Genomic DNA, 20,688 nt, shown 5'->3' on the forward strand with positions numbered 1-20,688 from the left:
CAGACGGCTTCGGGGAAGGGCTGCCGGAATTCTGTCAGAGCTCCATCCCGTCTCTAAAACCTCTGTCCGGAACTGGATAAAGAAAAGAAATTTGAAGAGAAGCTACCGGTTACAACAGAGAAAAAAAAGAAATCTGGTTGCCTCAGACGAAACAGTTGTTAAGGCAAGAAGAAAGAAGTACTATGTTTATTCTGCGGTGTGGAGAGGAATGAGTTAATTATGAGAGTTTATACAACACGGAATTATCTAACTAAAGTCTTTAAAGGAAGGGCTAGAATACTGCGAGAATAAGCCCGGATTATTAAGATAAGCATGGTTGATGGATGCTTTGAGAGTCTTGGTTGGGAATTTGAACATCAGTCCTCTCGGTGAGATTATGAAGCTCGGTAGAATCGGTGTTTTCTTCGCTAAAGCAGCGGATAAAGACATTCTTTTGCACAATTAGCTTTTAATCCTGTTAGAAACTGGAATATGTTCTGTAAGTTGTTCATGCTTTATTATAATCGGTTGCGGTGGTGTTTATGTTAAGTCTATGTTAAGTGGGCATGTCTACGGAGAAAAATCGAAAGTTTTATATGCTGTGATATACGAGCAATCAGCGGGAGGTAAATATAAGGGAAACGAGGCGAGATAAATGGCGACAAGAACAAACTCTATTAGTTATAGCGATTTAAGAATGTCAAGGCGGACGTTCATCAAACTGACTGCTTTGGGAACCGCAGCGGCTCTCAGCGGGATCAACAATGTTAGTGCATATCCAGAGACTGTTAAGCTGATCGAACTTGCGAGCGAACTGGCGAGCGCGGCTCCGGAACCAGGAGTGAAGCTCGTAAAGTCCGTGTGCTCCCATTGCGCAATAGGCTGTGGATTCCTGGGAAGAGTCGAAGATGGTGTGTTTACTAGCATGGAACCCTGGGAGACACATCCGATAAATGCGGGCGGGATGTGCTCCAAAGGCGCATCTATTAGAGAAATAGTGGTCTCGGAGACACGACTTCATTATCCAATGAAGAAAGAAGGTGGCAGGTGGAAGCGAATCTCATGGGATGCAGCACTTGACGAGATCGCATCAAAGATGGCAGAGGTTCGTGCGAAATACGGACCAGACTCAGTAATGTTTATAGGTTCTGCGAAGATGACGAATGAGGAGTGCTACCTATTCAGGAAGTTAGCGGCTTTCTGGGGCACTAACAATGTGGATCATCAAGCTCGAATATGTCATTCCACAACTGTTGCAGGACTGGCGAATACATGGGGTTTCGGCGCACAGACGAATAATGTTAACGACATGAGGCACAGCAAATGCCTGTTCTTCCTTGGCTCGAATGCTGCGGAGGCACATCCAGTCGCAATGCAGCACTTCCTCGAGGCTAAGGACAGGGGTGCAGTAATAATAGTTGTGGACCCGAGGTTCACGAAGACGGCATCAAAAGCTGATATATTCGCGAGAATACGCCCGGGGACTGATGTTGCATTCATGCTCGGCCTCGTTAATGTCATAGTGAACAACAACTGGCATGATAAGGAGTTCATAAAGAACAGAACAATCGGATTTGAGGACTTATGGGAAGTTGCAAAGGACTATACACCAGAGGTTGTGGAGGACATCACTTGGGTGCCTGCTGATACAATCAGGCTCATAGCACGCACGCTATACGAGAATAAGCCATCCACTGTCATCTGGGCAATGGGTCAGACTCAGCACACCGTCGGCACTAATAACATCCACATGTCGGCAATCCTTAACCTCGTCCTTGGACATGCCGGGCAGTCAGGTGGCGGATGTCAACCATTGAGGGGACATGACAACGTCCAGGGTGCAACTGACCTTTGTATACTATCGCATTCGCTGCCAGGGTATTATGGACTCAGTGAGAAAGCATGGAGGCACTGGTGCGATGTATGGGGTATTTCATACGAAGAAATGAAAAGCAGGTTTGCATCGGAAGAGCTCATGCACAAGCCTGGGTTCACAGTTGCTCGCTGGTATGAAGGTGTTATTCTCCCAGAAGCCGAGATTGACCAACCGCATAATATAAAGATATGCTTCTTCTGGGGGCATTCGGCAAACTCAATCAGCGAGATGAAGCGAATGAAGGAAGCGATGGAAAAACTTGACCTACTGGTTGTAGTTGACCCACATGCAACTCCCGCTTCTGCAATACCTGATAGAGCAGATGGGATAATATTGCTGCCCGCATCTACGGTATTCGAGAAGGAAGGTTCCGTTACCACAAGTGGAAGGCAGGTCCAGTGGCGAAACAAGATTGTGGAGCCGCTATTCGAGTCTAAGCCTGATTTCTGGATAATTCAGCAACTTGCGGCGAAGTTAGAAGAGAAGACCGGACTGGCATTTAAGAGATACTTCACTTATGCACGCCCTGAGGATGTATGGCCCGAGATAAAGGCAGGAATGCTGACTATTGGAATGAGACAGGACCCAGAAAGGTTGAAACGACAGCAGGATTATGATTGGACTTTTGATAGAGATACAACGTGGTCAGAAGCACTTGGAGAATACTGGGGGCTGCCATGGCCTTGCTGGAACGATACGCACCCCGGAACGCCGATATTATATGACGATTCGAAACCAGTAAGCAAAGGGGGACACGATTTCAGAGCGAGATGGGGCACTACCGTTCCTGAGGAAGCGGGGAAGCATGTTGGAGAATCATTGCTTAGAGAGGATAATCCTGTTGCTCAGTATGGCTATGCATACGATCCTGCAGAGATCGAGCGTGCGCTGGCAGAGGGGCAACCACCGACAGGGAGAGGTAAAGCCAGGATATGGGCTTGGAACCTGCCAGACCCTGTTCCAGTGCACAGGGAGCCGATAGAGAGTCCAAGACCTGACTTAATCGATAAGTATCCGACTTATGATGATGCGCCAAAGTTCTATCGTGTGCTGACGAAGTTTAAAAGCAATCAACAGGCTCGAAGGAATCTCGTAGATGAGTATCCACTCATTCTTACCACCGGAAGGCAGGTAGAGCACATGGGAGGAGGAGCAGAGACGAGGGCATGTCCTTACCTCGTGGAACTTCAGCCTGAGATGTATGCAGAGATAAACCCAGCACTCGCTGCACAGATCGGTGTCAGACATTGGGATTACATCTGGGTGGAGACACTTCGTGGTAGATGCAAGGTCAGGGCTTATGTTACGGAGCGAGTGAACGAAAAAGAAGTGTTCATGCCTTTCCATTGGGCTGGCTGGTTTGAAGGTGTATCTTATAAGGAGAGATATCCGCCTGGATGCGCAGAGCTCGCACTCGGTGATTCTTGCAACATCATCACCGTGGATGGCTACGACAGAGTAACACAGATGCAGGAGACAAAAGTGTGCCTGTGCCGGGTCATTAAAGCATAGGAGGGAGTGAGAAATGGTAATCTATAAATTCTTACAGGATGTGGAGAGATGCATAGACTGCGGAGGGTGTTTTGCCGCATGTAAAGACTATAACGGAGTGCCGGAGGGAATATCGAGGATAAGAGTGGTAAAAGTTGGCGAAGGGAAGCCAGGGGAGAGATTCGTAGCAATTGGTTGTATGCACTGCACCAACCCGCCATGCTTGAGAGCGTGTCCGGTGAAGGCGATATTCAAGACAGCAGAAGGTATAGTTCTGAACGACAAGGACAAATGCATCGGGTGCGGCTATTGCGGTTGGGCGTGCCCGTTTGGAGCTCCGAAGTATCCTCATGAAGTTCCAGAAGAACTCGGAGAATATAGAGGAATAATGGACAAATGCACCTTCTGCACCGTCCCGTTTAAGCAAGAGAAGGATGCGGCTGGGAATCTGATACTGCGCGAGCCAAAACCAAGATGTGTTTCCTTCTGCGCAACCAAGGCACGGCTTGGTGGAGATGTCACGGAGATAACAAAAACATATACTGCGAGAAGGGCTAGAAGATTGGCTAGGACGCAAGTAGGGGTGTAGACAGGATATGAGCCACTTACCACACGTTCTCTTCACCGTGTTCACGCAGATATCGGTTGGGGCACTGCTGTCAATGCTCATTGCGGATTTCCTCGCGAAGGACGATAAAGAGTTGAACTTTATCGAGACAGGGGTATGGGTCAGTCCTGTTGCCCTCGCCATCGGCGGTATTGCCATGCTCTCGCACGAAGCACGTCCGATGTTAGCTGCGACGTCAATAACTAAGAACTTCCCAGCATCACCGCTAAGCCTCGAAGCCGGCATAATGACCGGATTCGGAATCCTGATGGCAGTATACTTCCTTCTATGGATACTACATCCAGATTACGGCACCCCGGGGATTAGGAGAATTCCGGGATTAAATGCATTAGCGAAGTGGCTCACTCCTATCAGGAAGCCTGTTGGGATTATAGGTGTAGTAGTGGGGTTTATATTCGTTCCAGCAAGCGCAGCTGTATATATGATACCGGGCTTGCCCGGTACGAGTTTGATTACAACGCCCATCTTCTTCTATGTTACCACCCTGCTTGCAGGTGTAACGGCAGTAGCAGCGGTTCTCTCAGTGAAGTACATGATAAAAAAGGAGAGCGAAGAACTACTGACACGATTGCTCTGGGTTAGCTGGGGTATCTCGCTGATAATGATAATAGTGTTAATCCTCGCTATCCCTGCGAACATATCATCGTTGAAAGCCCCGGCAGAGACAGTGGCAGCGAGTATGGCACGGGCGAAGACACTGGAAGAGATTATAGCAGGTGAATGGACTTCTCTCTTCTGGGCACGATTGATAGTAGGCGTTATACTTCCGATCATATGCCTGGCAGTGCTTCCATTTGCATTGAGGAAGAAGGAAATAACAAAAGCATCTGGTATCACAGTTCTTCTCTTCGTTCTTCTGCTGATAGGGGAGATCTCGGGGAGAATGGTGCTACTTGCATCAAGCGTGCCACTCGGAGAGGTTGCACCCTACGTGCTATCTTACATGCCTGTATAAAAGAAAAGATGAGACGGTTGTGGGATAAAATCCACAACCCTCTATTTTTGGATTTATTCCATTAACATCATCGTGGCAATGTTCGTTATCACAAAATCCTCCAATCATTCGTATAAACATTAAACCCGTTATCGCGGGCGAAACCGACAAGGGTTATGCCAAATTTCTCAGCATCTCGTATTGCCAGTTCAGTAGGTGCGGAAACGCTTATAACAATTGGGAAAGCCGCAAAGATTACCTTCTTTATCGTGGAGTGCGTCTGTCTGCAAGAAGTCAACAAAACACTCTCGGGAATCTCTATCCCGTGCTTAATGCACGTTCCTATGAGCTTGTCTATCGCACAACGTCGGCTTACATCTTCGATAAAGATGCCCTCGCCATTTTGATCGAGAGCCGCAACTACATGCGTGCCACCCGTCGCTTTATACAATACGCCTTTTTCACCTAACTCTTTTACACGTTTAAACACGCCTTCGCACCTTATTTTTATCCTTGAATTGACCTTCGAGGGATTCTGATGGACTTCTCGCTCTAATGTAACACGTATTACATATTTCCAGGGGTTCGCCTCTTCGCCATCAAGATTCGCGATGTAAGAAGGGTCAAGCCCTTCAGATTTTATGACCGATTGCGAGTTCTTCAAAATGGGAAGGCAGACAAAATAACCGGGTGTTAATCTTTCCGCCGACTTTTATCTTTACTTCTGCCTCTCGAATGACGAAATCATTTACTAAATCTTCGTAAGAGTCTGTCCTCAGAAATATCCGTAATTTCCATGCAGACGCCCTTGTCATCCTTTTGCTTTTCTTTCTTACCCAGCTGTTTCAGCGCATTCTCGGCGTTCATCTTCAATCCGCTTGAGACGTGTTCAAGGGATTTTCGTCTCTTCTCCAGAACGGTATAATCGAATTGGTTTTTATACTCTGAGAACTAGCCCTTCTCAGATTTGGACGAAGTTTCCAACCTTGCCCGAATCTCCTCCTTTAATTCATCCTCGGTCTTACCCTCGGTATCTATGCCCATATACGCAGCCACTTCTTTTATGTTTACACCCTCACCCTTTGCCTTCGCTGCCGCTTTTACCTTCGCTTTCGGTATCTCTTCCTCACTGTCCATAATGGATTCTTCAAGTTTCTTGTAACTCAGTTCCGCCTCGCGCCTCGCCTTTTTAAACTCCCCCATCGCCTGTCCAAGAGAGCGGGCGAACTGCGGTACCTTCGATGCACCGAATAACAAAACAACTGCCACGATTCCTATAATAATCATCTCCGTTGTACCTATCATTCCCTTTTACACCCCCATATATATGGAAAGGTGTAGGTTATGCATTTTGAGCCGAAAAGCTCAAAATGCTTCGTGCGATGTCATCTTTCGTCCATCGCACCGGTGTAACCCCACACCCTCTATCCCGTCCGCAAACGCTTCCGGGATTGCTTGCGATGCCGACTGCGTGCTTCGGCTCGCCTCGCCGCCGGCTTGCCGGCAATCGCAACTGATCCACTTGGTATTATTAATTGAGTGTGATATAAATATTATGGTCTTCTTCATCTCACCATTCCGATAATTTCTGAATAACCCTCTTTTCCCTGAAACCGAACTCAAAAGTCATCCCTGTTAAGAGGACAGAAAAAGAACACCTCTTTTTAACTAGTTCGAAAGCATAGCAGCGCAATCTCTTCAAACTGAAAGCTTCTTTCCCCAATTTTATCACGTCCTCTACTATAGCCCTTAAACTCTTAAGATTTAGCTTTAATCCTTCAAACAACCTCTTTACAAGCTTTCTATACCTCTTCTTCTCCTCAACGTTCTTCGAGTTAAAGATAAAAAGAGGATAACTTATCAGCCCTTTAAGCCTCTCAAACCTGAAATTTTTCTTTGGGATTTAGAGGCACTACACCGTATCTAATCCCAATCAGATAGTTCTTGTAGGCGTAAAATCCTTCGTTGATTATTGCATCTCCAAACCTTATCAGCTTTCTTCTCTTCAGCAATTCAAGAATCAGGGGATAAATTCTGCTCTCATGGACATTTGCTGGATATACGTGGAAGAATAAAGGTGTTAGAGTTTTGTAGTCAATCAGAATCATCATCTTCATCCCAAGAAAGAATCCCATCGTTGAATAACCCCACTTGTAGGGTTTATCCTTTAAATCTCTCCTCCTGAAAGGATTTATTTTGAATTTACGTTAAGAATCGAGAAAACAAAGTTTATGAGCTGCTCCGATTCAAATTTTGACATGAAATTGTAGACAGATTTTAATTTTATCTCCTCTTCTATCCTCAAGGACTTTCTGAGTTCATATCGTTTATTTACTTCGCTAATACTTCGCTAACAGCATAAGAGATCTCCAGTTCGAAAAACATTGCTAAATGACTTTAAGGAATTCTATGGCTTTATTGACTGGAGTTATTTTATATCTTGCCAGAGCTTTCTTCGTTTCCCTTTTTTCGAGCTCATCTATGACTTTTGATAGAAGCTCCCACTTCTCGTCTCCTTTCATCGGATAGACCGGTAATCTCATTCCAATCACCGAGAAAAAGTATAGTCAGTGGGATTTATTAATTTTACGGTTTATTTCTGCTTTTATTTCTGATTTTAAGTTGTTTGGTTTTGTCCCGTTGGAATGGAAGGTAGGAAAGTTGTTTGTTTTAGATATTAAGGTTCGTGAATGAAGATTGTATTGTGAGTTAGTTATTATTTTTATTCCTCCTCACTTCCTCTGCAAAAGGATATACCTATCCGAAGATATCCGAGAATCCATGGAGTCATTCTCCAATCACGGTGCACATTGATGACGTGAATATTCCGGATGAATATGTTCCTTCTTATAGAGAAGATGTTATGAGGGCACTTCAGTATTGGGAATGGGGAAGTGGAGGGAATGGAAAATTATCCTATGACGTTGTTTTTTCTCCAGTAAAGAGCAGGGAAGAGGCTGATATCTGCATAAGCTGGGTGAAAACAATAGAAGGAAATCTGGCGGGATATACAAAGACGAACTCTGATGGAGAAGTATTTTTACACGTGGACATTGTTCTAGTGCATTGACAACATAATTTATAATAAAGAAGCACATAAACATTATATGCCTGCAAAAAGGTATCATGTATTCTTGAGCGATGAGGAAAGAGAATATCTTGAAAGATTAGTCAGCACTGGAACTAACAAAGCTCGAAGAACAACCAGAGCAAGAATTCTACTGCTTGCAGATGAAAGCAAAGGACCAGGAAGAACAGATAAAGAGATCTCAGAAGCTTTAGGAGTTTGCATGAGAACTACGATCCAAAGAAACCCGTAATATGCGTTGATGAAAGACCCTTCCAGCTTCTGGAAGATGTTATCCAACCAATTACAATGAAAAAGGATTTCCAGAAAGACAAGAAAACTGTGTAAGAAGTTCGAATTCCACTGCACTCCTAAGAAGGCAAGCTGGTTGAACATGGCGGAGATGCAAGAGAGAAGCTGAGGAGGCATTATTCTAATGTTAAAAATTAGATTGCCAGTGCACTAGTCGGGACTACCTCCTTTGTCCTTTCCATGTATTCACGGACCTCCTTGCTCACGGTCGAAGGCGAGATATTCAATAGTAAAGCGATCTGGGCCACGCATTTTTACATCACCTCCATTGCTCTCGCTCTTTCCCCGCCCAAATTTTTTCCCTGGAATACCTGCTGAGGATTTCTCCCAGCCTCTGCTTGCAGTCCTCATCATTTTTATACCGCTCGTACAGCTCCAGATATTCCTTCACCAATCTCTCAGAATGCTCTGTTATCCTTCTGATCTGACCCAAGCTATACCCTTCCTTATGAAGTGCGGCAACTCTGGCGAACTCCTTGAGGTAGCGATGGAGTCAGACGAATGCCTTGTATTTCGCTTTATATCGGTGAATTCGTTCGTCAATCTGACTATCCGGTTATTTAGTAGTTCCTTTTGTGACTTCTTCGCGTCTCCCACGTCATCCTGCGATAAAATGGTTAATTTCACCGTTTTAAAGCTCATCTCGTCGGTTTTAACACCAGGGGTATATCGGATTTGACTGCTCGGTAGAACAGCTGCGTTCTTTCAATTCCCCCTCACTTCGTTCACAAACACCTCGATGTCACTCGCTAAGGAGCGGCAAACCGCTATTGAGAACTCATATTCACGTCTTATATAACCGCACCACTCCTCTTTTACCCCACTCTTCACTATACCTGCATAATTTTCCCTTTCGTCGTGCATTTTTGTCACCACATCGAAAATAACTATGCACTCTACCTTTTCTTAACCTTATGCTCAAATGGGAAGTTCGTAAATAAACTAACGTACGCAAATTGCAGGCACTTTTACCTCCATTCCAACAATTCCTCGATCACTGCGTCTTCCAACAGAAGAAATCCTTTTGTGAGTTTCGCAATACCCTTGTAGAAATCCGATAGCTCGCATTCGTATAGCGCATCACAGAAATCCGGCACCCATCTCAACAAGTGGTCATTCAGAAATTCCTTCTGCATGTTTAAGCATTCCACAAGCTTTTTCTTTTCTGAAGAAAAGATTGCCGATAATTCCTCCTCACATAGATAATGCATAAACTTGAGCTCAAATGCGATATGGTCTTCAGGCTCTGCGTAACCCTGTGCTTTAACGATACCCGCTTTCCTGTAATCCCTCTTCACCTTTAACAGCGATTTCCCCATCAGTTTACCATCCACCCACCATGACTCGTATGGCTGCACCGGAAGTCTATGAGGTCCGATGAACAGGCGTGTGTATTCGTCTACGAGCTCTTCATGCAAATCATCCACGGCTTTGCCTTTGTTCTTCTCCATAAATTCTTTTAATCTACGAAAACCCTCGGATAGCTCTTCGTCTAATGGTATTAAGTCAGGAAAAGAGATTTTTTCGTTCAACAGATCTTCGACAAGCTCTCTCGGAGGCTCCTCCGAATACATTCGATACAAAAATGCGTAGAAGTTTCTTCTCATTTCCAAAATTTCTTTTTGTTCTCCCGCCATCATGTTCGTTTAGCTCCTTTTATAACCACAGATTACTCAACTAACTCCCTCTGGCCCATCTTCTTATACATCCATTCAACTGCTTTTGAAGCTCTGCAGTCTTCACAATATCTGAGTAATTCTAATTGCTCCTCTACGCCGAGTTCCCACTTTCCCCCTCTTTCACCTCCTATTTCACCTTCTCCCTCCTTTAACAGCTCTGATATTCGCTCAAACGCTGACCTGCTCATAAACAATTTTCCACATCCAGCACATGCGATGAGCTCAGCTTCAATAAGAGTTTTTCCTTCTTTTTCAACGAGCCTCGAGAAATCAAGCGTTCTTTCTAAGGTAATCGCTCCTTCCGGACACGCTCGCTCACATAAGCCGCAGGCAATACATTTTCCGTATACAAAATTGATTTTATTCCCTTCCTTACTTAAGGCATTTGTCGAACACAGGTTCATGCATGCGTTGCACATCGTGCATTTAGAATCAATAGCGACATCCGCGAATGGAAACTGCGTATCCTCCTCTATTAAACTTGGATGCACTTTTGTTTTCTTATGAAGGTTTTGGATCAATTCTAATAGAATATCCCTTTTAGGTTTGGTGAAGTCAATCTTTTTCGCCGCCCGCTTCATGTTTCTGATAGGGGAAGGACTTAGCTCCTTGAGAAAATCCGCAATCTCCTTTGCAAAATCTTCTGCATCGCATTGACCATCGCTTATCAAGAACACCCTCTCTCCTAAATCGAAGGCTGATAAAGCCATATTTGCGAACTTTACCGCAGTTTCGATCTGTTCAAGATGACATTTTTCGCAGCCCAGCAGAATAACACCATCAGCTCCAAGTTCAAATGCGCTAAGTATGTGTGCTTCTGATACCAGATCAATACAAGGCACGAAGAGGGGTAACAAAGCCGGATATTTTATTCTTTTCCTGCCAACGGCATTTAGCGTTTCAAAATGTTCTGAACAAGCAAACAAAAGAACTTTAGGATCTAAATCCCCTGATAATAGGTTTTCTATTTGAGAATAAATCAAATGATTGGGATATTGTTGTAATTGAGGGACAGATAATGGGCATAGAGCACAGCAGAGTCCGCATCCCTGACATCTAATCTCGTTAAATACTATCTTTGTACCCTCTCTCGTTATCGCCTCGTAGGGACAGGGTAAACAAAACTCACACCCGACTAATTCGCTCCTCCCACTCGCACACCTCTCCAAATCCAACTCCAAATACTTCCTCTTCTTTATTTCCCCTAAATTTGATACGAGTTCAAGCGCTTTGCTTAGTGTATCTTTGTAATCCGCTGCTGTATAAATCCCGAATTGAGTTGACCATTTCCATTCCTTGTCCTTGGTTATCACCAGAATTTGCCCTACGCGAATAACTTCTCGATTGTGGAACTCAATGGCACCTGTTGGACATACATCAATACAATCACCGCATTCATCGCATCCCTCTTCAATTGTGTACACCGCACCAGCTCGTATCGCATTTTTCGGGCACGCATCAGCGCAAAGACCGCAGGATATGCACTTCTCTTCATCTATATTTCTTTCTATTTCGACCTCAAATTCGCCAATATTCCCCCTTATGCCTTTAACTTCGCCAATGTGTATCGTAATGTTATCACACCATTCTCGAATGCTTTTTGTCACCAGATGGACATTAGCCAGTTTGGAAAGACTTTTTGCAACTTCTATTGCTCCTCTATCCTCTTCCCCTATCACCAACACATCGTATCCAACATCCATCGCGATTTCTTCAGGCTCTGGAAGTGCGCTTTCTATCGCCACGAGATTGATAGCGGCTTTTATCATGCTTTTTGCCTTTTCTGTTGCTTCTTTTCTTCCATGCACCCAACCACAGTGTTCGCGGAGATTTAAGAAGGAGATATCGCAGCCAAGGCCAGAGGTTACCCTTTCAAAGATGCGTTTTTTTTCTGTACAGGCAGCTATCAATATGCCATCAAGCTCCAATCTTCTGATGTCGTCTATGATATAATCCAATCCGCCCTGACATAACTGGTCATGGATTTCGACGACTTCAACTCCTTTTTCCTTTCTCAGACTCCTTTTGATATTTTTAAAATCTATGTTTATTGTGCCGTTGCAAGTGCAAAGAAAGATACCCAGTCGCATAAATAATGTTTCTCCTCTCATGCTATAAATAACTTCAGCCCCCTCCACCAACTACCATTCAGCAATCTTCTGTAATTCCTCTTTTGACTGAACGCTTCGTATAGCGATGCAAATTCTTTAGAGAGAAAGCATTTTTCGCTAATTTGAATATATTCTCTATCATGCCTCTGATTGGCTTATATTTCTCCCAATTTTCAAGTTTTTCCTTTAAACTCTTCACCAAGCCTTTATAAAATTTCTTTTCCTTCTCTGGATTGAAAAGATTGAAAATAGATAGAGGATAAGAAAGCATTCCCATCAATTGTGCAGGACTGCAAGAGAAGCCATACAGAGGCGGGTCAAAGCTTATAGGCGAGTTAAAGCTGAAAGGTGCTGCATTTGGTATCCCATTATCCGATACTGTGGTAATAACCACCACAGGTCGAACGAGTAATTTCGCATACGCACTCACTCCTGGTCCCATCTCTATATCACCCCCATCTGTTTATATACGAACCTTAAATATAAATATGTATGCTACTCAGGTTGTCCACAATCTTTTTGTCGCCTTCTCTCTGCTTTTTCGGTCGTTTTTAGCTTTGTTTCACTTTTCACCACCAGAACCTGATCAGTCACTCTTTTACCTTTGTATTTAAAGGTAAAGGGTGTGACCTCCTCCCCCCTTCGAGCTGAGCACGCAGCTCCTGACCGCAGGTTATACCCACAGCTTCGTCACATGTTCATAGAACGCAAGTATATAATTTCCCACCCATCTCCCCCGCTGCCGCCTCCTTAAGGAGGGGATTAGCAGCAACGTCGTCCTAAAAACAGCCGAATAAGCGCCTTTTGACCTGTCGCGGGACTCCAGTTTGTGATTTTCGAATTCCCCATCGCTCACTGATAGCGCTTTCACTATACCTATTTTTTTATCAGCGCTATCGCACCCAAAACCTTAACTACCTCTCTCCACGCTCTTTTGAAATTTATAAGCCAAATTCTCATCTTTCATAAAATCATACTTTAACTATTATTATAGATTTACTTAAGTGCGAAATATGAGTTACAAATGCCTCTTAGAGATAATGCTTGCAACTATTATGCCTATCTCATAGCAAATAATCAAGGGGAAAGCGACCATAAGCTGACTCACGACATCAGGGGGTGTAAAAATCGCGGCGAGAACGAATATTGCCACAATCACATACCGCCTATATTCCTTCAGAGTCGCTATCCGAACAAGGCCGAGTTGAACCGCAAAGACAATAAAGAGAGGAACTTCAAAGGCTATCCCCAATATGAGCGTTAGTGTGATGACGAACGATATAAATTCATATATGGAGTAAGTGGCGACAACCCCAGCTGATGCTGACATGTAGTGGAGATAACTTAAAACAAGGGGCAACATGAGGAAATATGAATAGCATGCCCCTGAAATAAACAATATAACGGCGGAAGTCAGCAATATGATGAGCCGGGATTTTTTCATTGGATTCCGTATCCCCAATCTCACCTTCAATGTCTTATACACATAATAGCCTATAATAGGTAGAGCAAGTATTATCCCTATGACTATTGCTATCTTTAACTTTAGCATAATCACTTCCACTGGTGAGATATAGATGAGTGTTGCACCTTCGGGAAGAAGATCTTGTTTTATCTTGAGTAACATAGGGTCTAAAAATCGAAATGAAACCACGAAACCAGCAAATATAACGGCGATAATTGGTATGAGTTTCTTCTTGAGTCCTTCTGTTATGTAACCCAGTTCTTCAATTATATCCGTCATCTTTATTTACTCTTGCTCTTATTACTATGAATAAAGGGATGAAAAAGGCTGAAGTTAGCGTAAAAAAGGGGAGGAAAGATAAGAGAGATGAAAGGGACCTGAGCGTAGATGGTCCGATAGGAGATGTGGAGCTTCCCATAATGGAGCATCTTCTGGAACTACGAAGAAGGCTCATTGTTGTTCTAATCCCTTTAGGTATTGTTACTCTGGCTGTATTTCCTTTTTCAAATATCTCGCTCCGCTTCATATTTATCAATCTAATCTCCAAAGATATGCCCATATTCGTATACAGCCCGATGGAATGGATGGGTGTAAGACTTTTATTCTCCTTCTTATTCGCTCTTTCTGTAACGATACCATTGTTAATATACGAGATTTTTGCATTTATGCGACCTGGTTTATATCCCTCGGAGCGAAAATTTTTCCTAATGGTTACTATTCCTTCGCTCTGCTGCTATGGTCTCGGTGCAGTCTTCGCCTATCTTTTCGTCCTCCCACTGATCTTCCATTACCTCATCGCTTACTCAGGAGATATTGCACAGGTTGCGCTTTCCGCGAAGAGGATTTTCTCACTCATCCTTTATACTGCTGTGGGATTCGGGTTGATCTTTCAAATACCCTTCGTAATGGCTTTAGCGGTAAAGACGAAACTCGTCACATATTCATGGCTCAGGGATAAGAGATGGATAATATATGGACTAATAATAGGAATCGCTTTCTTTGTCATCGCCGACCCCACGGGTATTTCGATGATTATGGCAGTGGTATCGATAGCACTCTTCGAGCTCGGATTACTCATAACACGCTATCTCGGTCGTAAGGCTATGTAGAACGATCAGAGGAAGGGCAATTCCAGCGAAGTTGCATAACTCAGACCTGTCCTAATAAGACCACACTAACCCTCTGGCTTATCAATAATTTCACCACACTTTGGACAAGCCAAACCTTTTATTTTACTAAGCCACTGCAAGCACCTCTTATTCAGAAAGCTTGAGACTACCATCTGGATTAACGTCCTGAAAACAGGCTTTAATTTAAAGTTATTCTAGCATTCTATGGCTCTTCTCCACCTGCCGAACATCTTCTCTCTTCTGAAGTTAACTGTTATAGAGCAGAAGAATATCTTAGCACTCTCTTTGAATGAACTGAATACAGATTCGACCAAACTCCTTTTTCCAAAGCTCTCATGTCTGAATTTGACACCTAAGCGTTGTAAAGCATCCCTGTACCATGGTCCTCTGTCAAGGATGATTTCTTCAATCTCACACATCTTTAAACTTTTAAGAAGGAATAAGCTATTAAAGCATTCCTTGCAGGATAGACCCTCAGATAGATGATCTTGTTCCTCTCAACGTCTAAGGCTGCGAATAGATAGCATTTCCTTCCGTTGTATTTCAAAACTGTTTCATCAGCTCTTGCTTGCTATTACAAGCTTTTTGTTTTCTACCACTATGCTCAAGGGTGTCCTTAAACTTCTCTATCCAGTAGTGAACAGTCGATTTTTCAACGTTAAGGAGTAGTGCTATCCTTTAAAGCTTGAAGAAAGCAAGTACATCGCTAGCTGTAAGCTTGATCTCTAAGGATATCTTATTCCTTTCAAAGATGTCAAATTCCTTCAGTAACTCAATCAGGTTGTTTTCCGCTATTCTGCTATTACCATAGAAAGATGATAGATTGATGTTCAATTAATTTATGATATTTTATGCTTATTCGGACAAGTCTACATCAAGTCATTCATCGAAAATGACTGATCTCTTAAACGCGCCGCCGCGGGACTAGCTTTCGTGAAATGATTGTTCCTGCGTTCATGCTCATAGTGTTTTTTAGTTTTCGGTGCTATAGCGTCTTTATTTATACAGGATACAGCGCTATTCTGATGCTGCACAACTCTTTATCAACCTACTTTCTAAGAGCGTTCACTGACGTACAGAGCAGTGAAAAGCAACATGCCGTGCGGTTTAGTTTATAATCCCTCCGCTAGGACTTAACGGTACAAAACAAGAATTCGCTTATAGGTGCAGCTCAGTGTTTGAGTCTGTGAGCATCACAAAAAGAGTTAAGAAGCCTTAGGGCTGTGTATTTTCGCATATGCTGCCGCGGGTATAGTTAAGCTCTCGGCGCAGCTCGCCGAGCGTCGCCACTCGCTCTGCGAACGCATCGTGTCTGTGGATACTTTCCTCGTTCACTTGCTTTATGCTGACGACGGTGTTGTCAGGCAGCTCTTTGAACTCCTCGACGATGCGTCTTGCCATTTCCCGGACGCAGTCCTCGACGAACATCGGACGGCGGTGCGCATACTCGACGAGATACGCCTCGTCAGGTCTTTTCAAAAGCTCATAAACCCTAGAGCTCATGGAATCCTCTATGACCTTTATAATCTTGTCGAGGGAGACTCGCACGTCGTCTTCGACCTCTATGGAGATGATGCCACGTCCTCGTTGGTTGTGCGTCGCAAGCGGGATTTCCCTAAGCAGCTCCTTTATTCTCCCATCTTCAATGCCAAGCTTTTCCAGTTCCTCCCAGACTTTTTCCCTCATCATCTCTTGAGCGCACGGGCACGTTGTCATGCCCACAACCTCTGCGCCGATGGTCTTGCGCACTCTTATGCCGCCGTCGTCGTAGCGGACGGCACATGCCTCCGCAAAGATGTTTGCAAGCTCCTGGCATTGAATCTTGGTAACCGGCGTCCGTCGCTTCAAAATATACTCGGAACGCATCGAAACTTCGGCTGTCGTCGCATATGCGTGGCGGTGCAGCAGCCGCTTCGCAACCTCACTGCAAAGCTCCTCGATCTCGTAGGTCGGCGTGCTCACCGCTTCCTCTAAGACCTCGTAAACCGCCTCGAAGTTCCGAGAAAGGTTCGCGCCTTTAATGCTGGAAGGCAGATCGACGCAGATTTTGAAGTCTGAGATGAGAACAATAGGGCGCTTCCCCTGCCTCGCAACCTCCACGAGCTTCTTGACGTTCGTTACGCCGACCCTTGTGAGATTGATGCGCACCTCAGGCTTGCTCGCCTGCACATCCGGCAGCTTCATCCTCCCCCTCCTTCAGCACGTCTTGACGTTTTGATTTGCTCTTACGGTTTTCGACCTGTATTCTTTTATCCTCCCTCCCAGATTGACGAGGCGTATCGAGCCGGGCTTTATCCAATCGACGTCGCCGTTGACCGGCGTGAAAACCTCGACGATGCTCCTTTCGAAGTTGAGGCGTTCGAGGATACCCAAGCCCACGCACTCGTCCTGCCTGAAGAGCCCGAGGATTGTGCCTCGTCTCGACAGCCAGCCCAGTATTGAAAGGTCAAATATTCTGGTTTTGCCATTACTAAAATATTTGTTATATGCTTCTTCCCTGAAGAGCGCCCTGTTTTCCCTGCTTTTAGCTTTCGCCCCCGGAGGGGATTTTAACCTTATAATCTTGGGCTTTGCCCTTTCCGCTCCCCCCTCGTTTTTTCGGAGGTCTTTCAATATTGGCTCAAGCTCCTCCCCCCTCTGTATCGCCGCGATGATGTCAGGCGCCACGCACTTTATTTCGGAAAGCTTGAACCTCTTCGCATCTTCTCCTTGAACCCAGCCTGTTGAATCCACGATGACAAGCCGTGCGAGCCCTTTCGCACGCTCGACGGCGGCAGCGACGTTCCTAAGGCACTCCTGCTCGCAGCGTTGCGGGGACGTGCTGCCGATGAAGAATATAGCGGCGAGCTTTGCCTCTGAAAGTATCTTCACAGGACGTTCTAAGACGCCGACGCCGATGCTGCACGGCGGACCGATGTCGCTCTGCCCGACGTCGGCGTCTACAACGGCAACGCCGTAGCCTCGTGCGCAGAAAATATTTGCAAGCGTTGTGGCGAGGAACGTCTTACCTACGTCAACGCATCCAAGGAGGAATACTACCACACTACCTTTGCTAACCACACTACCTTTGCTAAGTAAATTTTCTATTTCCTTCAACAGCGGTAGCTCCCGTGCTCCTGCCGGCGTTTCTACCATGCTCTGGTTTATGACTGTTGCTGAGGGGATTACTTTATATTTGCCTCACGTTTCTTCTTCAGGTTGCAGAGCCGCTCCACGAACTCAAGCGATACCTCGTCAAAGTCGGCGTAGCCATGCTCCCTTATGAAGTCGAGCACTTCTTTTGCGTTTTCTTCTCTAACGAGCACCGTCGAGAAACCGGGCTTGCTCCCGACGCTTCCGACACTGACGTCGCTCTCCACTGCCGAAAAGTCGGTGCAGACACGGCAGCCGCTCGGCATTATCGCCGAAAGCTCCTTCACCGGGAACTCCACGACGTCATCAGTCATCGTGGCAATAAATTTACCTTTCGTGATGTCCGTCTTTACTAATTTCTTGATGTCCACGCCACGCTCTTTCAAAAACTCGGTCAGCTCGTCCCAGTAAAAGTTTTCTGTGCAGAAGAGCCCAATGACGAGTTTAACCTTCCGCCTGAAAACCGCAAGCTCCTTCTGCAGCCGCCTGACGCCAGAGACCATGCACGGCGTCCCGACGAAACCCACGCCCACCTTCGTATTCAGAACAGCCTCTCTCAATGCTGGAACGGCGGCGGCGAACGTGTATTTCGTGCCAGTCAGCGTCGGCACTTCTAATTGCTCGACGTCCCGAACGTGAAGAATCTCCGTCCGCCAATCTTCGTCCCTGCCGACGAAGATGCAGCGGTCAATGATTCCCATCTCCATCGCTGACATGAGAATCTCGGTGACCATGGCGCCGTCCTGTCCTTTAAAGCGTTTTGACCTGCCCGCCACCGCTTTTATGTAGCTACCAATGCCGCTCAGCGGCTTGTAATCAAGTCTCGGACAGATACGAACACATATTTCGCAATCAACGCACACGTGCTCTCTTTCCTCAAAGTCGAACCCCACGCCCGTCCGCACCGCTGCCGGGCACGCCGCCATGCACGCCATGCACCGGCAGCAAAGCCCCGTGTCGATCACCTGCGTCTTCACAATGCTGGGACAGGAAACATCCTTCGGTCTCCCCACGAGTTTGACCCGCCACTCGGACACCGCCGCCACGCACCTCACCCCTCTTCTCTCTTTACTGCTCGCCTTCCCGCCTCACGAGCCGTAGCACGCGCAGTGGGCACTCCTTGACGCACAGCCCACAACCCGTGCACCGCTCGGTATCGATTCTAATCACTTTATATTCGCCCTCAATGCTTATAGATATTGCATAGTGTTCGCAAACGTCGGCGCACGTGCCGCAACTGGTGCAGCTCTCGGGGTCGTCGCAAACGCAGACCATTGAATACTCCTTGCGAGGCGGCGGCTCCACAAGTAAATAATCCTGACCCTTGACTCTGCGGAGACGCACATCGTCCTCTTCAATCACGTATTCCACGTATCTCCTATCCTCTCTGACGATTTCAGGCGGCTCCATCAATTGCTCGGTCTCAGCCAGCATTTCATCAACGTCGGCATACGCAACATCGTGAATCTTCGTCGTTCGCAGCGCACCGCCCACGCAGGAGTCCACGCAGAAATGGCAGAAAATGCACTTTGCATAGTCTATCGTTGGGTAATATTTCTTGTTCGGCGCTTCCTTCATTCTTATCGCATTTGCAGGGCACACGAAGGCGCACTGCCAGCAGTTTATGCATTTCTCAATGTCAAAAAGGATATACCCCCTGAAATTATCAGGGAATTTCCTTCGCTCTTTGGGGTAATGCACCGTGACTGTGTGTGGGAAGAAGGCTTCCTTGAAGGCAGTGCCAACGGCGGCGGCGTGCCATTTTACTTTGTCGCCAAAGGAGTATTCTGGCATCTTCAGCCGTTTTATGCCCACATTACCACCTCCACCGAAGATATAATAATGGCGAGCAGCGAGATTGCCAGTATCGATGACCAGCCCGCTTTCAGCGCCTGGTCAAGGCGGAACCTTGGATAGATGGCACGAAGCGCCGCAAAGACGACCATCACCACGATGACCTTAAGCACGAACCAGAGCGCCCCTGAAAGCTCGCCGAGCGGCGCAATCATCGGACCGGAACCACCGCCGAGGAAGAGGGTCGTGAAAAGAGCGCTCAGCACGTAAAGCTTCTCATACGCCAGCACGTATGCGAGCCCAAAGGTTATTCCCGAATATTCGATGAACGGACCGAATGCCAGCTCTTGGTCCGCTTCAGGAATCTCGAACGGTAGGCGAGAGGTCCCCATCGCCGTCGCTATGAAAAACACGAGCGCCGCCAGCGGGTTCAGGACGATGCCGAGCCTTCCGCTCTCACCGATGGCGACGGGGTCGCCAGTGCCGAAGACAAGGAGCATTGCAATTACTGACAATATTAGCGGGACCTCGTAAGCAAAATACATGAAGGCTTCCCGGACGGTGCCGACGAAGGCGAAGCGGTTTCCTGAAGACCAGCCCATGCCGAGGATGAACACCGGGAATAAGCAGACGAGCGCCAGCATTATCTGAACGGAGTATTCCGTCCGGATTGCGATTATCGTCCCTGCGGCTACGAATAACATCGGCAGCAACGCCGGAATGAACGAGAGTAGCACGAATTGTGTGAAGTAAGGGCGATGGGAATCACGGCTTACTATTACTTCTTGGAACAAGAAACGTAGCGAGTCTGCGAGCAGTTGGATTATGCCGCCGAGCCAACTCACTATCTCCTTCGGTCCGACACGCCACTGTATTCTTGCGCAGAGCTTCCGCTCTATCCATGGCAATAACAACAGCAGAAGCCCCAGCGTTGCAAACCCCGGAACGACGAGCGCTGCGAATAGCGGCTTCCAGAGTGGTAACGCCGCAAGCTCCGAAAGCGGCGGCGGCAACATCCCTAAGAGCGGCTCGATTAGTGGAATCTCCACACGGTTACTTGACGCCAGCTCCAATATCTGCCCAAGCATTT

23 protein-coding genes and 4 pseudogenes are annotated in these 20,688 nt (G+C 46.2%); 7 read left to right on the forward strand and 20 right to left on the reverse strand.

Features of this window, described 5'->3' with window-relative positions; all coding sequences use genetic code 11:
• From ACXJJA_RS06550 to ACXJJA_RS06565, 4 genes and pseudogenes are all read left to right on the forward strand, one after another.
• A pseudogene (locus tag ACXJJA_RS06550) lies at positions 1 to 217 on the forward strand (hypothetical protein); the annotation flags it as partial.
• Between the two features lie 417 nt (positions 218 to 634).
• Positions 635 to 3,367 (forward strand): molybdopterin oxidoreductase family protein, encoded by a 2,733-nt coding sequence (locus ACXJJA_RS06555; RefSeq protein WP_456487415.1) that lies wholly within the window; start codon positions 635 to 637, stop codon positions 3,365 to 3,367.
• A gap of 13 nt (positions 3,368 to 3,380) precedes the next feature.
• Positions 3,381 to 3,935: a 4Fe-4S dicluster domain-containing protein gene (locus tag ACXJJA_RS06560; RefSeq protein ID WP_456487416.1), complete on the forward strand. Its 555-nt coding sequence runs from the start codon at positions 3,381 to 3,383 to the stop codon at positions 3,933 to 3,935.
• 7 nt (positions 3,936 to 3,942) lie between these two features.
• Entirely contained in the window at positions 3,943 to 4,929 is a 987-nt protein-coding gene (locus tag ACXJJA_RS06565; RefSeq protein WP_456487417.1) for a dimethyl sulfoxide reductase anchor subunit family protein, read from the forward strand.
• A gap of 88 nt (positions 4,930 to 5,017) precedes the next feature.
• Here ACXJJA_RS06565 and ACXJJA_RS06570 read toward each other — a convergent pair whose 3' ends face one another.
• From ACXJJA_RS06570 to ACXJJA_RS06590, 5 genes and pseudogenes are all read right to left on the reverse strand, one after another.
• Complete coding sequence (locus ACXJJA_RS06570; RefSeq protein WP_456487418.1) at positions 5,018 to 5,572, reverse strand: formate dehydrogenase accessory sulfurtransferase FdhD; 555 nt, start codon at positions 5,570 to 5,572, stop codon at positions 5,018 to 5,020.
• 80 nt (positions 5,573 to 5,652) lie between these two features.
• Positions 5,653 to 5,775, reverse strand: a complete 123-nt coding sequence (locus ACXJJA_RS06575) for a hypothetical protein (protein ID WP_456487419.1) — start codon at positions 5,773 to 5,775, stop codon at positions 5,653 to 5,655.
• 84 nt (positions 5,776 to 5,859) lie between these two features.
• Positions 5,860 to 6,213, reverse strand: a complete 354-nt coding sequence (locus tag ACXJJA_RS06580) for a twin-arginine translocase TatA/TatE family subunit (RefSeq protein ID WP_456487420.1) — start codon at positions 6,211 to 6,213, stop codon at positions 5,860 to 5,862.
• Between the two features lie 37 nt (positions 6,214 to 6,250).
• Positions 6,251 to 6,430 carry a hypothetical protein gene (locus ACXJJA_RS06585; protein WP_456487421.1) on the reverse strand — a complete coding sequence of 60 codons (180 nt, stop codon included), beginning with the start codon at positions 6,428 to 6,430 and terminating at the stop codon, positions 6,251 to 6,253.
• Positions 6,431 to 6,478: 48 nt separating this feature from the next.
• A pseudogene (locus ACXJJA_RS06590) lies at positions 6,479 to 7,460 on the reverse strand (transposase).
• Between the two features lie 266 nt (positions 7,461 to 7,726).
• Here ACXJJA_RS06590 and ACXJJA_RS06595 point away from each other — a divergent pair.
• Positions 7,727 to 7,978, forward strand: a complete 252-nt coding sequence (locus tag ACXJJA_RS06595) for a hypothetical protein (RefSeq protein ID WP_456487422.1) — start codon at positions 7,727 to 7,729, stop codon at positions 7,976 to 7,978.
• A gap of 37 nt (positions 7,979 to 8,015) precedes the next feature.
• Positions 8,016 to 8,228, forward strand: coding sequence for a hypothetical protein (locus ACXJJA_RS06600; protein ID WP_456487423.1), 213 nt, complete (start codon positions 8,016 to 8,018; stop codon positions 8,226 to 8,228).
• A 193-nt stretch (positions 8,229 to 8,421) separates the two neighbouring features.
• Here ACXJJA_RS06600 and ACXJJA_RS06605 read toward each other — a convergent pair whose 3' ends face one another.
• The 8 genes and pseudogenes from ACXJJA_RS06605 to tatC (ACXJJA_RS06640) all read right to left on the reverse strand — a co-directional run bounded on the left by ACXJJA_RS06605 (position 8,422) and on the right by tatC (ACXJJA_RS06640) (position 13,821).
• Complete coding sequence (locus tag ACXJJA_RS06605; protein ID WP_456487424.1) at positions 8,422 to 8,535, reverse strand: DUF1670 domain-containing protein; 114 nt, start codon at positions 8,533 to 8,535, stop codon at positions 8,422 to 8,424.
• Between the two features lie 11 nt (positions 8,536 to 8,546).
• Positions 8,547 to 8,765 (reverse strand): annotated as a pseudogene (locus ACXJJA_RS06610) (DUF1670 domain-containing protein); the annotation flags it as partial.
• A complete protein-coding gene (locus ACXJJA_RS06615) occupies positions 8,699 to 8,962 on the reverse strand; it encodes a hypothetical protein (protein ID WP_456487455.1) in 264 nt (87 codons plus the stop codon). The pseudogene ACXJJA_RS06610 and the gene ACXJJA_RS06615, both read right to left, overlap by 67 nt.
• 30 nt (positions 8,963 to 8,992) lie before the next feature.
• Positions 8,993 to 9,151: a hypothetical protein gene (locus tag ACXJJA_RS06620; protein WP_456487425.1), complete on the reverse strand. Its 159-nt coding sequence runs from the start codon at positions 9,149 to 9,151 to the stop codon at positions 8,993 to 8,995.
• A gap of 104 nt (positions 9,152 to 9,255) precedes the next feature.
• The gene (locus ACXJJA_RS06625) at positions 9,256 to 9,927 is read right to left on the reverse strand and encodes a TorD/DmsD family molecular chaperone (protein ID WP_456487426.1); all 672 of its coding nucleotides are present in this window, start codon (positions 9,925 to 9,927) and stop codon (positions 9,256 to 9,258) included.
• A gap of 29 nt (positions 9,928 to 9,956) precedes the next feature.
• Entirely contained in the window at positions 9,957 to 12,077 is a 2,121-nt protein-coding gene (locus ACXJJA_RS06630) for a 4Fe-4S binding protein (protein ID WP_456487427.1), read from the reverse strand.
• 37 nt (positions 12,078 to 12,114) lie between these two features.
• On the reverse strand, positions 12,115 to 12,519 hold the full coding sequence (locus tag ACXJJA_RS06635) for a flavin reductase (RefSeq protein WP_456487428.1): 405 nt from the start codon (positions 12,517 to 12,519) through the stop codon (positions 12,115 to 12,117).
• Positions 12,520 to 13,095: 576 nt separating this feature from the next.
• The gene (gene tatC / locus ACXJJA_RS06640) at positions 13,096 to 13,821 is read right to left on the reverse strand and encodes a twin-arginine translocase subunit TatC (RefSeq protein ID WP_456487429.1); all 726 of its coding nucleotides are present in this window, start codon (positions 13,819 to 13,821) and stop codon (positions 13,096 to 13,098) included.
• A gap of 38 nt (positions 13,822 to 13,859) precedes the next feature.
• Here tatC (ACXJJA_RS06640) and tatC (ACXJJA_RS06645) point away from each other — a divergent pair, with 38 nt between their 5' ends.
• Positions 13,860 to 14,651 (forward strand): twin-arginine translocase subunit TatC, encoded by a 792-nt coding sequence (tatC, locus tag ACXJJA_RS06645; protein ID WP_456487430.1) that lies wholly within the window; start codon positions 13,860 to 13,862, stop codon positions 14,649 to 14,651.
• Positions 14,652 to 14,866: 215 nt separating this feature from the next.
• Here tatC (ACXJJA_RS06645) and ACXJJA_RS06650 read toward each other — a convergent pair whose 3' ends face one another.
• The 7 genes and pseudogenes from ACXJJA_RS06650 to nuoH form a co-directional block, all read right to left on the reverse strand.
• Complete coding sequence (locus ACXJJA_RS06650; RefSeq protein WP_456487431.1) at positions 14,867 to 15,091, reverse strand: hypothetical protein; 225 nt, start codon at positions 15,089 to 15,091, stop codon at positions 14,867 to 14,869.
• A gap of 2 nt (positions 15,092 to 15,093) precedes the next feature.
• Positions 15,094 to 15,225: pseudogene (locus ACXJJA_RS06655) on the reverse strand (hypothetical protein); the annotation flags it as partial.
• A gap of 662 nt (positions 15,226 to 15,887) precedes the next feature.
• Positions 15,888 to 16,856 (reverse strand): GTP cyclohydrolase MptA, encoded by a 969-nt coding sequence (gene mptA, locus ACXJJA_RS06660; RefSeq protein WP_456487432.1) that lies wholly within the window; start codon positions 16,854 to 16,856, stop codon positions 15,888 to 15,890.
• Between the two features lie 12 nt (positions 16,857 to 16,868).
• Positions 16,869 to 17,807, reverse strand: coding sequence for a Clp1/GlmU family protein (locus tag ACXJJA_RS06665; protein WP_456487433.1), 939 nt, complete (start codon positions 17,805 to 17,807; stop codon positions 16,869 to 16,871).
• A gap of 29 nt (positions 17,808 to 17,836) precedes the next feature.
• Entirely contained in the window at positions 17,837 to 18,850 is a 1,014-nt protein-coding gene (locus ACXJJA_RS06670) for a Coenzyme F420 hydrogenase/dehydrogenase, beta subunit C-terminal domain (RefSeq protein ID WP_456487434.1), read from the reverse strand.
• A gap of 22 nt (positions 18,851 to 18,872) precedes the next feature.
• Positions 18,873 to 19,619, reverse strand: a complete 747-nt coding sequence (locus ACXJJA_RS06675; RefSeq protein ID WP_456487435.1) for a 4Fe-4S binding protein — start codon at positions 19,617 to 19,619, stop codon at positions 18,873 to 18,875.
• Positions 19,610 to 20,686 (reverse strand): NADH-quinone oxidoreductase subunit NuoH, encoded by a 1,077-nt coding sequence (gene nuoH / locus ACXJJA_RS06680; RefSeq protein ID WP_456487436.1) that lies wholly within the window; start codon positions 20,684 to 20,686, stop codon positions 19,610 to 19,612. The genes ACXJJA_RS06675 and nuoH overlap by 10 nt, the downstream gene beginning before the upstream one ends.
• Positions 20,687 to 20,688 lie beyond the last annotated feature (2 nt).

This window comes from Candidatus Alkanophaga liquidiphilum, from assembly GCF_053996935.1.